The sequence below is a fragment of the Mesorhizobium sp. M1307 genome (assembly GCF_040318155.1).
GTDB lineage: Bacteria > Pseudomonadota > Alphaproteobacteria > Rhizobiales > Rhizobiaceae > Mesorhizobium.
On sequence record NZ_JAMYLR010000020.1, the window covers coordinates 1 to 13,286 of the forward strand.

Consider the following 13,286-nt stretch of genomic DNA (forward strand, 5'->3'; position numbering starts at 1 on the left):
TCGACCTCAACGCAAGCAACAGATAGGGTGGGAAACTGTTCGCGATGTCCTCGCACACCTGTTCGCGATGTCTCCGGTCCAAACAAAGGGGAGAAGGGGAGGTCTGCGCGTCTCACGCCGGCCTGTAAACGCGCTCCGCCGTGTTCCAGAAAATATCGGCCTCGGCGGCCGCGCCGTGTTTCGCCACCGCCTCCCGGTGCGCCTTGATCAGCTCGGAATGGCTGGTCCACAGCTTCTCGATCGGGAAGTTCGAGCCGAACATCAAATGGTCGCTGCCGAGGATGTCGATGGCGTTGTCGACGATATAGGCGATCAGCGCCGGGTCGTTGCGGTGGACGAAGGTGCCGAGGCCGGACAGCTTTGCATAGAGGTTGGGCGCCGCTGACAGCGTGCGCAGGCCGGACTTCCACGCCTCGGTGGTCTCCGGCTCCATGTCGGTCAGCATGCCGGCGTGGGTGAGGATGAAATTCGTCTCGGAGTTGTCGCCGACGAGCGTCAGCCCGTCCTTCATCTGGGCGGGGAAAAGCTGCAGGTCGAAGGACAGGCCGTAATCCTTCAGCCGCGCGACATTGGCCCGCACCTTGGGATCGATGACCTGATCGGCCGAGGCGGCGAAGCGGAAGGCCGGCGTTCCGTGCCAGTGCAGCTGCATGCGCACGCCGCGCAGCAGCGGATATTTTTTCAGCCGGTCGATCTGGGGCCTGATATCGTCCACCGTCATATCGGCATAGCCCACGATGGCGTGCGGCCAGCCGGTTTCTTCCGCGGTCTTCTGCAGGAACGCCACCTCTTTCTCGAAATCCTCCTTGGCCCAGTTGGTCTGGACATAGACCGCCTTCTCGACGCCCGAGCCTTGCTGGTCGGCGAGGAATTCCTCGATCGGATAGTCACGGCGGATCGGCTCGTATGGACCGAAGATGCGCGGCACCATCGGCCCGCGCAGCCAGGGCTGGTCCTCTCGGCGCCAGATGTGGAAATGCGCGTCGATCGCCTTTTGCATCACAAAACCCTTTTCCAGATTGCCGCGGCCGCCGGGGCTGGGCGGGCGAGCGACAGGATGAACTCGGTGAGACCGGCGATCGAGGAGCCGTCGACCAGATCGTCGAGCACCGGCAGGATGGTGCGAAGTGCTGCCGTTGCCGGCCGGAAGCGCGGGTCGCCGGCCAATGGCGTCGCCAGCGAAAGCCGAAAGGCGCGGGCGCTCAGCCGGCGCATCGCGGTCTCCAGCTCGGCATGATCGCCGCGCTCCAGCGCGTCGGACAGGATGACGATTGCCGCCCCGCGTGCAAAGGCGGAGAAGCGCGGCACCGATAGAAACGCGAGCAGCGTCGGTCCCATACGGGTGCCGCCGTCCCAGTCGTCGACCTGGGCAGCGGCGCGGGCCAGCGCCTGGTTGCGGTCGCGAATGCGCAGCGGCGAGGTGATGCGGGTCAGCCGTGTGCCGAAAGTGAATACCTCCGCCCGGTCGGCGCCTTGCACGGCCGCATGCGCCAGCTTGAGATAGTCCGATGTGTAGAGCTTCATCGAGCCGGACACATCGATGATGATGAGAAGCTTGCGCGGCATTGTCTGCCGCCGGCGCAGCAGCGGCGAGGGGATATCGCCGTCGGCACTGACGATTTCGCGCAGCGAGCGGCGCAGGTCGAGCTTGCCGCGGGCATGCGTGCGTACGGTGCGGAAGGAGCGGCGGGCGGGCAACGCGGTGGCGAGCTTGCGGCGGAAGGCGGCAAGCCCGTCGCTGTCGCGCTGGAACTCGCGGACGCTCAACTGTTCGCTGGCCGAAGACAGTTCGCCGCCTTGCTCCTGGCGGACCACCTCGATTTCTTCTTCGCCCGTTGCACCATCGTCCTTGATGCGGGTTTCCTCGTCGGCCTCGCCTTCGACCACGGCAGCAGTGCTGCCATAGAAATGGCTCCGGAAATGCGCCTCGAATTCGTCGCGGCGGTCGGGCGGCGGCGCCAGCGTGGCGAGGGCGGCCTCGCGGATGTCGGCCATCGAACGGGGACCGAGCAACGTCACCGCCTGCATGAAGCCGGAGACCTGCTCGGGCGCCACCGGGAAGCCGTAGCGGCGGAGCAGCCGGCCGAAGCCGAGGAAGGGTGCTGCTCCTTGAGGCAGGCCCGCCGCGCTCACGCCAGCGCCTCCTCGACAATCTTGCCGAGCTCCGGCGCGATGCAGGATAGATCCTCCTCGTCTTTGATCAGCACGCCGATGGCGCGGCGAAACGCTTCCGGCCACGGACTGCCGCCTTTTTCGAGGATGGTCGCGGCATTGGCCCATTCGACCGCCTCGGCGATGCCGGGCGGCTTCGCCAGCGGACGCGCGCGAATATCGCGCACGGCGGCAGCCACGGCGCGCGCCGTGGCCTCGGCGACATCGCCGGCGCGCAGCATAATGATCTCGGCCTCGCGCCTGGCGTCGGGATAGGTGATCCAGTGGTAAACGCAGCGCCGCCGCAGCGCTTCGGCCAGTTCACGGGTGCGGTTCGAGGTCAGGATGACGATCGGCTGCGCCGTCGCGCGGATGGTGCCGCGCTCGGGAATGCTGATCTGGAAATCGGAGAGGAATTCCAGCAGCAGCGCTTCGAACTCATGGTCCGAGCGGTCGATCTCGTCGACCAGCAGCACGCGCTTTTCCGGCGCCTTCAGCACCTGCAGCAGCGGCCGCGCGATCAGGAAACGGTCGTCATAGATGTCGACCTCGTGCTCGCCGGCATGGCGGATGGCGAGCAGCTGGCGCTGGTAGTTCCACTCGTATAGCGCATGTGCGGCGTCGATGCCTTCATAGCATTGCAGCCGCACCAGATCGCGCCCGAGCAGTTCGGCTATCGCCTTCGCCGCTTCGGTCTTGCCGACGCCGGGCGCGCCTTCGAGCAGCAGCGGCTTACCCAGCCTGATTGCCAGGAAGATTGCGGTGGCCAGGCTTTCATCGGCGAGATAGCGCGAGGTGGCGAGCCGGGACGCCACCGCCTCCGGCGAGGTCGCGACTGTCTCTGCGTTTGAAGTCCGGGCGCTTCTCTTGGGCATTTCCGGCACTCAGTTCGGGGCTTGCGCCTTCAGCGCCCGCAGGATGCGCTCCGGCGTGATCGGCAGCGTATCGATGCGCACACCGACGGCGTCGAAGACGGCATTGGCGACCGCCGGGATCTGCGGGTTGGCGCACATTTCGCCCGGCCCCTTGGCGCCATACGGCCCGTCCGCCGAGGGCCTCTCCAGCACGATGATATCGGTTTGAGCGAGATCCCCAGGACCCGGCATCAGATATTGGTTGAAGTCGGTGCCGCCATGGTCGCGATTGGGATAATAGGGTTCGGTCGTTTCGTAGAGCGCATGGCTGATGCCCATCCACGAGCCTCCGACGAGCTGCTGCTCGACCATTTTCGGGTTCAGCGCGCGGCCGATCTCAAAGACGTTCTTCACGGTCAGCACGGTGACCTCGCCGGTCTCGTCGTCGACCTCGACCTCGGCAACCGTGCAGGCGTGGGCGTAGCAGGTCGACGGCTTCATCGCGCCGGTTTCCTTTTCCGGATAGGAGCGCGGGATCAAAAACATGCCGCGGCCGGAAATCGAACGGCCGCGCTTGAAATGCGCCGACAGCGCGACATCGAAGATCGAGATCGATTTCTGCGGCGCGCCCTTGACCAGGATGTTGCCTTGCCCGTCGGTCTCGAGGTCCGACGCATTGACCTCCAGCTCCTCGGCCGCCACTTCCAGCATCACCTGGCGGGCTTCCCTGGCCGCCTGGATAACCGCATTGCCGGCGCGATGCGTGCCGCGCGAGGCGAAGGTGCCCATGCAGTGCGGGCCGGTGTCGGTGTCGGCGGTGTCGACGACGACGCGGTCGGTCGGCACGCCGATCGTCTCGGCGCAGATCTGCGCCATGATCTGCTTCATGCCCTGGCCGAGATCGACGCTCGACAGCGTGACCATGAAATTGCCGGTCGGCGTCGAATGGACCAGCGCCTGCGTCGGGTCGCCGCCGAGATTCATGCCGGTCGGATAGTTGATCGCGGCGACGCCGCGTCCGCGCCTGATCGCCATCTCAAGCTCCCTTCGCGTAGGACGACATCGCCATGAATGTTTCTGCCACGGGCCAGTTGGCGGCGCGCGAGGCTTCCTGCATGCACTCGATCAGCGCAGCACCCTCGGTCGGCTGCCGATGTGCTTTCATGTCGCCATCGCGATAGGCGTTGATGAAACGGAATTCGAGCGGGTCCATGCCGATCAGCCGGGCGAGCTTGTCCATCTGCACCTCCAGCGCGAAATCGCCGATGGTGACGCCGAAGCCGCGCATCGCAGAGGACGGGGTGCGGTTGGTGTAGACGCAGTAGGTGTCGATCCAGACATTCGGGATCGTATAGGGGCCGGGATAATGCCCGGCGCCCTTCTGCGCGCCGTAGGGCGAATGGCGCGAATAGGCGCCGGCATCGGTGTAGCCCGTGACTTTACGCGCGACGATGCGGCCGTCGTTCATGACGCCGTCCTTGATGACGACTTTCTCGGCGGCGCGCGGCGAGGAAATCTGCATCTCTTCCTCGCGGCTGTAGATAAAACAGACCGGTCGTCCTGTTATTTTGGCGCCAAGGATGGCGATCGGCTCGACGATGACGTCGACCTTGCCGCCAAAGCCGCCGCCGACAGTGCCGCCGACGAAATGCAGCTTGTTGCCGGGCATCTGCAGGATGATCGAGGCGTTATCGAGGGTGAAGAACATCGCCTGCGTGTTGGTGTAGCAGGTGAAGCGGTCGTTACCCTCGGGTGCGACGATGCAGCCGGTCGTTTCGGTCGGCGCATGCTCGATCGGTGAAGACTGGTAGGTCTGTTCGAGCACGTGGTCGGCTCCTGTAAAGCCTGCCTCGACATCGCCGAAGCGCACCTTGCGGCATTCGCCGCTGTCGTAGAGGTAATAATTCCGGCCGTGATATTCGTTGACGATCGGCGCGCCGGGCTTCAGCGCTTCGTCCATGTCGAAGACGGCCGGCAGCACCTCGTAATCGACCTTGACCTTGGCGGCGGCTTCCTGCGCGGCGCGCCCGGTCTCGGCCAGCACCGCCACCACGGCCTCGCCCTTCCAGCGCACCTTGCCGTCGGCCAGCACCGTCTCGTCCTCCGGCCCGATCTGGATCAGGATCAGGATGGTGTAGACATTGTGCGGCACATCCTTGGCGGTCAGCACCTTGACGACGCCGGGGTGCTTTTCCGCCTCTGACGTATCGATGCTGCGGATGCGGGCGTGATGATGCGGGCTGCGCACCATCTTCAGGTGCAGCATGCCGGGAAAATTGCGGTCGGCGAAATAGGCGGTCTTGCCGGTGACATGGCCGGGCGAATCCGAACGCGGCCGCGGCTGGCCGATCTCGTGCAGATCGTCCTTGCGCTGGTCGGCGAAATAGCTCTTGCGGAGTTCCATTTTCTTAACTCCCCTCAAGCCGCGTTCTGCGAATTGGAGCGCGCGGCGCTCAGAACTGCCTGGATGATCGGCTCGTAACCGGTGCAGCGGCAGATATTGCCGGACAGTGCCTCGACGACATCCTCGCGGCTGGGGTTCGGCGTGTGATCCAGCAGCACCTTGGCGGCCATGATCATGCCCGGCGTGCAGAAACCGCATTGCGTGGCGAAAGCATCGAGGAAAGCGCGTTGCAGCGGATGCAGCACGCCGCCTTCCGAAAGCCCCGTGGTCGTGGCGATAGTTGCGCCATTGCAGGTCTCGGCCAGCGTCAGGCAGGACAGCCTGAGCTCGCCGTCGATGATGACCGAGCAGGCGCCGCAAGTGCCTTGATGGCAGCCGCCCTTCGGCGAGGTGTCGCCGATCTTGTCGCGCAACGCATGAAGCAGCGTCGTGCCGCTGTCGATGAACTCGGCTTTCTCCGCACCATTGAGCGTGAACTGAATCGGGACCTTTGCCATCTTTTTACTCCTTGCGCCGCAGCCAGGCGGACATATGCGCCACGGTCTTTCAGGCGAGCAGCAGCCGGCCGAGATGGACCGGCAGGACTTCGTTGCGATACCAGGCGCTGGCGATCGGATCGGTTGGCGGCGAAGTGCCGTCGCGGGCAACGGCCAGTGCCGGTGCGATGCCCTCGCTGGTGAGTTTCCGGCCAATCAAGGCTTTCTCCGCCGCCCTGGCACGGATCGGCCGGTCGGCCATGCAGCCGAGCGCGATCCGCGCTGACGTGACAGTGCCGTCCGGCGCCTGTTCCAGCACGGTGGCGATGCTCAGCACCGAAATGCCCTTTGGCTTGACCCGCGACACTTTCAGGAAGCGAAAGCCGCCTTCGGTCGGAAGCGTGAAGCCGACCGCGGTGACGATAGCGTCATTGCTCTCGCGCCTTGCCAGGAATGTCTCGATCGGCAGCTCGCCGTCGCTGGTGCTGACCGTTGCGTCCAAGGCCAGCAGCGCAACGGTGAAATCGCCGTAAGGCGCTGGCGCGAAGAGATTGCCGCCGACCGTTGCCATGTTGCGGATCGCCGGGCCGCCGACGGCGCGCGCGGCGTGGGCCAGCGGGGCGAGATCCGGATGGCGGGCGATCGCCGCCATGGTCACCGAAGCGCCGATGCGGACCTCGCCGCCGGAAATGTGGATGACCGACAGCGCCGGTTCGGTCGACCTGACGAAACCGGAGATCGACACGTCGCCTTCATTGGCGGCGCGCACCACCAACGTGCCGCCACCGAGGTAGCGGGTGCCGGCGGCTTTCAGCGCCGCGCTGGCATCCTTCACCGTCGCGAAACTCTGCAGTGCAAGCGCCATGGAACGCTCCCTTTACGCCTGGCTCTGGCCGGCAAAATGGGCCTTCAGGGCGTTGAACCCGCCCTGGAAGACGTTGGCGCCCATGCCTTCGGCCAATTGATCGGCTTCCTCGGGAGCGGCGTCGAAGCTGGCGGTCCATTCGGCATAGGTGCGGTCGCCGTCGGTCACCCGCCGCAACTGCAACGTCGCCTTGTGGTTGGTGAGCGGCTGCGGCGTCTCCAGGATGGCGTAGCTGACGAGGAAGTTCTCGTCGGAGAAATCGAGCAGCTTTTCGCGCAGGCGGGCGCCACTGGCGAGCTGGAAATTGCGCACGCAGCCGATCATGCCGGCATCCTTGCCGTCCTCGATATGGCTTTCGACCATGCGCGGGTGCCAGGTCGGCAGACCGTTGAAGTCGCGTATGCGGGCCCAGACCTTTTCGACCGGTGCGTCGATGACGCTGGAGATGGTGACTTTCGCCATATGATCGTTCCCTTGCACATCAGCTGCTTGGGAGGGTAGGGCGGCAGGCTCGGCGGCGCTTATCAATGCGTCTTGAACGCCTATCAAATAGTCTGAAAAACGGGCGCTCAGCTGATCGCCCGCGCCGCCTCGCGGTAAAGCGTCGGCGGGACGCCGACATGGTCGCGGAAGAAGCGCGAGAAATTGCCTTGCGTGGTGAAGCCGAGATTGCAGGCGACCGAGATCAGCGGCTCCTGCGACCACTGCAACTGCCGCACGGCTTCCTCCATGCGCAGCGTGTTCCAATAAACGTTGGGCGTCAGATTGGTCTGTTCCTTGAACAGCGCGAAGAAATGCGGCCGCGACAGGCCGACGCTGCGCGCCACGTCGTCGAAGCAGATACGCTCGCAGACATTGGCTTTCATCAGCTGGATCGCCTTGCGGACGCGGAAGTCCTGCATGGTGTTGATGCGGGCGCGCACGGTCTGCGGTGCGGAGGCATCGGCGGCATCGAGTACGCTGTCGATGAAGCGCTCGATCTCGTAATTGGCGATGTCGTCGATGCTCTCATTGTCGCTGAGATGGTCGAGGAGGTTAGCCGCTGCCTTGTGCAGCCAAGGCTCGAGCGTGATTGCCGGGGCGGAGAACAGCGGCGCGGCGGAAGGCAGCTCGCGGCGTTTCCGTGCCCAGTCCGGATCGATGTAAAAGGCGAGGAACAGGCCGGGCGTGCCGTCGCGGGACAGAGCGTGGCTGTGCGGCTGGAAGGAATTGATGCCGGCGGCGGTGCCCGGTCCAAGCCGCACCGTCTCGCGGCCGATGGTCATCTCGCCGGCGGTGCCTTCCAGCCAGATGATGATATGCGCCTCGACATGGGCGTGGGTGACGAAGTCGCTGGCGACGTTCAGGACAGAAACATGTCCGAACCGGCCCCAGTAGAGCCTGATCGCTTCCGTCATGGGTATATCCTCCCGCAGGCGACTGGCCTCCCTTCGCCTGCTGCGAGCGATTGTGCGGCGCAGTTCGGGCTTGCGTCAAGACGGATGTGCACGTCCGGGCGCCGGCCATGCGCCGCACCGGCGGATTATCAGACCCGGCGATAGGAGCGCGTCCCCTTCTCCCCCTGTGGGAGAAGGTGGATCGGCGCGCTAGCGCCGAGACGGTTGAGGGGTGTTGGAAGAAATGAGGCGATGGCAAACTGGAGCACCCCTCATCCGTCGCCTTCGGCGACACCTTCTCCCACAAGGGGAGAAGGGGGAGGCTGCGCTTGAACGTCAGTCGTTGCGCCTGAAATTGCGGATGCGGTCGAACAGCACGGCGAGCAGGATGGCGCCGCCGATGAACACGCCTTGCCAGAAGGCATTGATGCCGAGCAGGCCGAGGCTGTTGCGGATGACCTCGATCAGCGCCGCGCCGACGACCGCGCCGAAGGCTGTGCCCATGCCGCCGGCCAGGTTGGCGCCACCGATGACGGTGGCGGCGATCACCTGAAGCTCCATGCCGTTGCCGAGATTGGTGGTGACCGCGCCCAGCCAGCCGGTCTGGATGATGCCGGCAAGGCCAGCCGCCATTGCCGAGATCATGTAGACGACGACCTTGATCTGGCGCACCGGAACGCCGGTCAGCGTTGCCGCATGCTCGTTGCCGCCGATGGCGAAGATGTGCCGGCCGAATTTCGTCCAGCGCAGCACAAAGCCGGTAATCAACGCCAGCACGATCATGTAAAGCACCGGATTGGCGATGCCGAACACCCAGGCGCCGCCGCCCAGCGCCAGCAGCTTTTCGTGGTCCGGCCCGAACTGGAAGACGACGGTGTTGTTGGAGGCGACCATGGCTAGGCTGCGTGCGATCGACAGCATGCCGAGCGTCACCACGAAGGGCGGGAAGCCGAGATAGGCGATCAGAACCCCGTTGAAGGCGCCGATGATCAGCGCCGTCGCGATCGCAGCGCCAATGCCGATCTCGATGCCGTAGCCGGCATGCATGGTGACGGCCAGCACCATCGAGCACAGGCAAAGCACCGAGCCGACCGACAGATCGATACCGCCGGTGATGATGACGAAGGTCATGCCGAGCGCCACGATGGCGACGAAGGTGACGTTGCGGGTGATGTTGTAGAGGTTCTTGGTCGTGGCAAAGGAATCCGTGGCCACCGACAGGAACAGGCAGGCGAGGATGACCGCGATCACCACCCAGAAGGTCTGGCTGGCAAACACCTTGCTCAGCAAGGTGTGCTGCTTGTGCGCGATCGTCTGATCAAGGGTGACTGCCATTATCGACCTTTTTTACTCATGGTTGAGGCGTCAATCATACCTGTTCGATGGCGCCGGTGATGAGTCCGGTGACTTCTTCCGGCGAACTCGATGCGATCGTCTTGTCGGCGACCTTGCGGCCGCGCCGCATGACGATGACGCGGTCGGCGACGTCAAAGACGTCGGGCATGCGGTGGCTGATCAGCACGACGGCGATGCCCTGGTCGCGCAAATGGCGGATCAGGTTCAGCACCTCGGCGACCTGGCGCACCGAGATCGCCGCGGTCGGCTCGTCCATCAGCACGATCTTGGCCTGCGAAAGCATGGTGCGGGCGATCGCCACCGCCTGCCGCTGGCCGCCCGACATTTGTTTGACCAGGTCGCGCGGGCGCGTTTCGGATTTCAGCTCGGCGAAGATCTGGCCGGCACGCTTGTACATCGCGGCATAGTCGAGGATGCGAAGCGGCCCGAGGCCGCGGCGCAATTCACGGCCGAGATAGACGTTGGCGGCGGCCGTCAGATTGTTGCACAGTGCCAGGTCCTGATGGACGATTTCGATGCCGTGCTGGCGCGCCTCGACCGGCTTGTGCAGGATCAGCTCCTTGCCGTCCATCTGCATCGTGCCATGGCTCGGCGGGAAATTGCCGGCGATCATCTTGACCAGCGTCGACTTGCCGGCGCCGTTGTCGCCCATCAGGCCGACAACCTGTCCGGCCTCGATCGACAACGAAACGTCGTTGACCGCCTGGATGGCGCCAAAATGCTTCGAGATGTTGGTGAGTTCGAGAACCGCCACCAGCCTTCTTGCCTCCCCGTGCTTTGGGGCCTGCGGTTCTGCCGCGGCCATTCGCTCTCCCCAGTTCCTCCCGGAAGCAGCGATTTTGCCCATTTACGCATATGCCTCCTTGGCGTCAACCACGGCTTCTTTCGAAAAATCAGTTTTGTAGGACAAATAGCATTGACGTCGGTGACAAGGCGATATTAGCTAAGTGTCGGAGGAGCTTGCGCCGAGCCACCGGGTTGCCGGAAGGAATCGGTGAGGGTTTGTCGGTCAGGGATTTGGTAACCAGCGATATCTGTCGGTGCCGGTCCGAGACTGAATATGAAAATGCTTATCGACCTGGCTTGGCGACACGAGTGCGACGTCCTCTGTCATCTTGCTCCGGGTCGATCTGTGTGTGGCGGGCACGCGGTGTCCGTTTGTTTCAAAAGGGAGGACTGACATGAGGAAATCACTATTGCTCGCTGCCGCCGCCGTCATGGCGTTGGGTGCCGGGCCGGCTATGGCCAAGAAACAGCTCGTCATCGTGGTGAAGGGTCTCGACAATCCATTCTTCGAGGCCATCCACCAGGGTTGCGAGAAGTGGAACAAGGAAAACGCCAGCTCGGAATATGAGTGCTTCTACACCGGACCGGCATCGACCTCGGATGAGGCCGGTGAAGCCCAGATCGTCCAGGACATGCTGAGCAAGCCCGATACGGTGGCAATGGCGATTTCGCCATCGAACGCGCCGCTGATCGCGCAGACGATCAAAAGCGCCAATCCGTCGATCCCGATCATGACCCTCGACGCCGACCTCAGCAAGGAAGATGCGGCGCTGCGCAAGACCTATCTCGGCACCGACAATTACCTGATGGGTCACAAGATCGGCGAATACATCAAGAAGGCCAAGCCGAATGGCGGCAAGATCTGCACCATCGAAGGCAATCCGGCCGCCGACAACATCCTGCGCCGCGCGCAGGGCATGCGTGACGCGCTGTCGGGCAAGGACGGCCTCGCGGCGCTGGCGGGCGAAGGCGGCTGGACCGAAGTTGCCGGCTGCCCGGTGTTCACCAGTGACGACGGCGCCAAGGGCGTGCAGGCGATGACCGACATCCTCGCCGCCAATCCCGATCTCGACGCCTTCGGCATCATGGGCGGCTGGCCGCTGTTCGGCGCTCCGCAGCCCTACCGCGACCTGTTCAAGCCGATGGCCGACAAGATCGCCAGCAACGCCTTTGTCATCGGCGCCGCCGACACGATCGGCGACGAGGTGGCGATTGCTCGTGACGGGCTGGTGACCGCACTGGTTGGCCAGCGGCCGTTCGAGATGGGCTACAAGGCGCCCTCGGTGATGATCGACCTGGTCGACGGCAAGCCGGTCGCCGATCCGGTGTTCACCGGCCTCGACGAATGCACCAAGGACACGGTCGACACCTGCATCCAAAAGTAGGTCGGCAATTTCGGGGCGCCCATCGACGGGCGCCCCGTTCGCACTGTCCATACAAAACGCACGAGGCGACGCTGCTTTGGAGCGTAGGCCGCTGCTTTGCCGTGCCCTGAGTTCAGGCTTTCGACAAGCAGTTGCCGGGGAATACCAATGCCGGACGCGACATCAAAAAAGCGACCCGCCAAATTCAAGGCAGAGCCTGGGCGGCCGGCCGTCGTTCGGCGTGCCGATGCCGCACACTTTCCCGGCTCCAGTGTGCACGCCTCGCTCGCCAACGAAATCGGGCTGAGAATCGTGCGCGGCGACTATCCGCCGGGAACCATCCTGCCCAACGAGGCCAAATGGTCCGAGACCTTCGACGTCAGCCGCTCGGCGGTGCGCGAAGCCATAAAAATGCTGATGGCGAAGAGCCTGCTGGCGTCACGCCCGAAGATCGGCAGCTGGGTCGAGCCGAAGGAACGCTGGAACCTGCTCGATCGCGACGTGCTGGCCTGGTATGCGACCTCGCCGGACCGCGAGGTGTTCCTCAGGACCGTGCAGGAATTCCGCCACATCATCGAGCCGGAGGCCAGCGCCTTTGCCGCGATGCGGCGCACCGACGAGCAGATGGCCGAGATCAGCCTAGCCTGCCGCGAAATGGGCGAGGCGACCAACCTGCCGGAGCGGACCCGCGCCGACACGCGGTTTCACCTCGCCATCCTGCGGGCATCGGGCAACGATCTGCTGGTGCCGCTCGGCGTGCTGATCGAATCGGCGCTCGACCATTTGTTCCAGTTCGTCACCCGCGAGACCAGCGATCAGCGGCGGGCGCAGGCACTGCACGAGGCGATCGAGAAGAACATCCGCCTGCAGCGGCCCGCCGCAGCCCGCGCCGCGGTGCACAGGCTTCTTGCCAACACCGACGATGTCATCGGCCGGTCGCGGCGGTGATTTATAACGCAAAGTCCGGCGCCGCCCCTCATCCGGCTGCCGCCACCTTCTCCCCGTATAGTGACGGGGAGAAGGGGCTGGCCGCGATCTTGGCACACTCTTTGCAATGGAAATAGTTGGCGAAATCATCAGCGAAAGCGTCCTTCTCCCCGTCACTATACGGGGAGAAGTGCCCGGCAGGGCGATGAGGGGCGGCGCTGGCGTTGATTGAAAAATAGTGCGCCGTGCGCATTGCCCATGCGCTTAGATCGTCTGCATTTTTCGCATCCTTGGCCGGCATGACGTCGACACCGTTGAGCTTTGTGCGACCGGGGGCGTATTTTGTTCTTGCTTTGTGCCGGCAGCTATGCTACTAATTTTGGTATGGTGCTAATTGGCTCCAACGACCCGCCTCCCGAGGCGGTTTTTTGTTTCTGGCTTCTTCCGATCGGAAGTGCGCGTGCTTTGGTGCACAGACTTCTCGCCAATACCGACGACGTTATCGGCCGGTTTCGGCGCTGATTCGATCGTTTCTCGGCCAACTGCGTGTAAGTCGGGTCAACCAGCAACGAAGGTCGATCATTCCCGTCAGTCGCAAATCGCAAATTTAGGAGATTAGCCGAAACCCTCCCTTCGTCATCCCAGGGTCTGCGCGACGTCGCTTCGCTCCTGCTCCGCCCTGGGATGACGAAGGTGTGGTGTCATATGCTAATCGCCAGCGTTGGAG

The 13,286-nt window shown here is 64.0% G+C and carries 14 protein-coding genes; 2 read left to right on the plus strand and 12 right to left on the minus strand.

Annotation, left to right across the window (positions count from 1 at the left end):
* Positions 1-112 precede the first annotated feature (112 nt).
* The 11 genes from NKH16_RS20900 to NKH16_RS20950 all read right to left on the minus strand — a co-directional run bounded on the left by NKH16_RS20900 (position 113) and on the right by NKH16_RS20950 (position 10,236).
* Positions 113-1,000, minus strand: a complete 888-nt coding sequence (locus NKH16_RS20900) for an amidohydrolase family protein (RefSeq protein ID WP_352749773.1) — start codon at positions 998-1,000, stop codon at positions 113-115.
* Positions 1,000-2,133 carry a vWA domain-containing protein gene (locus NKH16_RS20905; RefSeq protein ID WP_352901595.1) on the minus strand — a complete coding sequence of 378 codons (1,134 nt, stop codon included), beginning with the start codon at positions 2,131-2,133 and terminating at the stop codon, positions 1,000-1,002. The genes NKH16_RS20900 and NKH16_RS20905 overlap by 1 nt, the downstream gene beginning before the upstream one ends.
* Positions 2,130-3,026: an AAA family ATPase gene (locus NKH16_RS20910; RefSeq protein ID WP_352749776.1), complete on the minus strand. Its 897-nt coding sequence runs from the start codon at positions 3,024-3,026 to the stop codon at positions 2,130-2,132. The genes NKH16_RS20905 and NKH16_RS20910 overlap by 4 nt, the downstream gene beginning before the upstream one ends.
* Positions 3,027-3,035: 9 nt before the next feature.
* Positions 3,036-4,040 (minus strand): xanthine dehydrogenase family protein molybdopterin-binding subunit, encoded by a 1,005-nt coding sequence (locus NKH16_RS20915; RefSeq protein WP_352503852.1) that lies wholly within the window; start codon positions 4,038-4,040, stop codon positions 3,036-3,038.
* Position 4,041: 1 nt separating this feature from the next.
* A complete protein-coding gene (locus NKH16_RS20920) occupies positions 4,042-5,409 on the minus strand; it encodes a xanthine dehydrogenase family protein molybdopterin-binding subunit (RefSeq protein WP_352901598.1) in 1,368 nt (455 codons plus the stop codon).
* A gap of 14 nt (positions 5,410-5,423) precedes the next feature.
* Entirely contained in the window at positions 5,424-5,906 is a 483-nt protein-coding gene (locus NKH16_RS20925; protein ID WP_352684799.1) for a (2Fe-2S)-binding protein, read from the minus strand.
* 49 nt (positions 5,907-5,955) lie between these two features.
* Entirely contained in the window at positions 5,956-6,750 is a 795-nt protein-coding gene (locus tag NKH16_RS20930) for an FAD binding domain-containing protein (protein WP_352749779.1), read from the minus strand.
* A 12-nt stretch (positions 6,751-6,762) separates the two neighbouring features.
* A complete protein-coding gene (locus NKH16_RS20935; protein ID WP_352749780.1) occupies positions 6,763-7,212 on the minus strand; it encodes an SRPBCC family protein in 450 nt (149 codons plus the stop codon).
* A gap of 107 nt (positions 7,213-7,319) precedes the next feature.
* A complete protein-coding gene (locus NKH16_RS20940; protein WP_352474974.1) occupies positions 7,320-8,147 on the minus strand; it encodes a helix-turn-helix domain-containing protein in 828 nt (275 codons plus the stop codon).
* 315 nt (positions 8,148-8,462) lie between these two features.
* Positions 8,463-9,461: an ABC transporter permease gene (locus NKH16_RS20945; RefSeq protein ID WP_352749782.1), complete on the minus strand. Its 999-nt coding sequence runs from the start codon at positions 9,459-9,461 to the stop codon at positions 8,463-8,465.
* Between the two features lie 34 nt (positions 9,462-9,495).
* Positions 9,496-10,236 (minus strand): ATP-binding cassette domain-containing protein, encoded by a 741-nt coding sequence (locus tag NKH16_RS20950; RefSeq protein WP_023675804.1) that lies wholly within the window; start codon positions 10,234-10,236, stop codon positions 9,496-9,498.
* Positions 10,237-10,663: 427 nt separating this feature from the next.
* On the opposite strand from NKH16_RS20950, the gene NKH16_RS20955 reads away from it, so the two are divergent.
* Complete coding sequence (locus NKH16_RS20955; protein ID WP_352901604.1) at positions 10,664-11,653, plus strand: sugar-binding protein; 990 nt, start codon at positions 10,664-10,666, stop codon at positions 11,651-11,653.
* Between the two features lie 147 nt (positions 11,654-11,800).
* Positions 11,801-12,580: a FadR/GntR family transcriptional regulator gene (locus NKH16_RS20960; RefSeq protein WP_352901606.1), complete on the plus strand. Its 780-nt coding sequence runs from the start codon at positions 11,801-11,803 to the stop codon at positions 12,578-12,580.
* A gap of 28 nt (positions 12,581-12,608) precedes the next feature.
* Here the strand turns inward: NKH16_RS20960 and NKH16_RS20965 are convergent, their stop codons facing one another.
* Positions 12,609-12,860, minus strand: coding sequence for a hypothetical protein (locus tag NKH16_RS20965; RefSeq protein WP_352683613.1), 252 nt, complete (start codon positions 12,858-12,860; stop codon positions 12,609-12,611).
* Between the last annotated feature and the right edge of the window lie 426 nt (positions 12,861-13,286).

Coding starts and splice junctions, on each gene's coding strand:
- NKH16_RS20900 (WP_352749773.1), bottom strand. CDS start 1,000: ATGCAAAAGGCGATCGACGCGCATTTCCACATCTGGCGCCGAGAGGAC.
- NKH16_RS20915 (WP_352503852.1), bottom strand. CDS start 4,040: ATGGCGATCAGGCGCGGACGCGGCGTCGCCGCGATCAACTATCCGACC.
- NKH16_RS20940 (WP_352474974.1), bottom strand. CDS start 8,147: ATGACGGAAGCGATCAGGCTCTACTGGGGCCGGTTCGGACATGTTTCT.
- NKH16_RS20925 (WP_352684799.1), bottom strand. CDS start 5,906: ATGGCAAAGGTCCCGATTCAGTTCACGCTCAATGGTGCGGAGAAAGCC.
- NKH16_RS20910 (WP_352749776.1), bottom strand. CDS start 3,026: ATGCCCAAGAGAAGCGCCCGGACTTCAAACGCAGAGACAGTCGCGACC.
- NKH16_RS20945 (WP_352749782.1), bottom strand. CDS start 9,461: ATGGCAGTCACCCTTGATCAGACGATCGCGCACAAGCAGCACACCTTG.
- NKH16_RS20960 (WP_352901606.1), top strand. CDS start 11,801: ATGCCGGACGCGACATCAAAAAAGCGACCCGCCAAATTCAAGGCAGAG.
- NKH16_RS20920 (WP_352901598.1), bottom strand. CDS start 5,409: ATGGAACTCCGCAAGAGCTATTTCGCCGACCAGCGCAAGGACGATCTG.
- NKH16_RS20930 (WP_352749779.1), bottom strand. CDS start 6,750: ATGGCGCTTGCACTGCAGAGTTTCGCGACGGTGAAGGATGCCAGCGCG.
- NKH16_RS20935 (WP_352749780.1), bottom strand. CDS start 7,212: ATGGCGAAAGTCACCATCTCCAGCGTCATCGACGCACCGGTCGAAAAG.
- NKH16_RS20965 (WP_352683613.1), bottom strand. CDS start 12,860: ATGCCGGCCAAGGATGCGAAAAATGCAGACGATCTAAGCGCATGGGCA.
- NKH16_RS20955 (WP_352901604.1), top strand. CDS start 10,664: ATGAGGAAATCACTATTGCTCGCTGCCGCCGCCGTCATGGCGTTGGGT.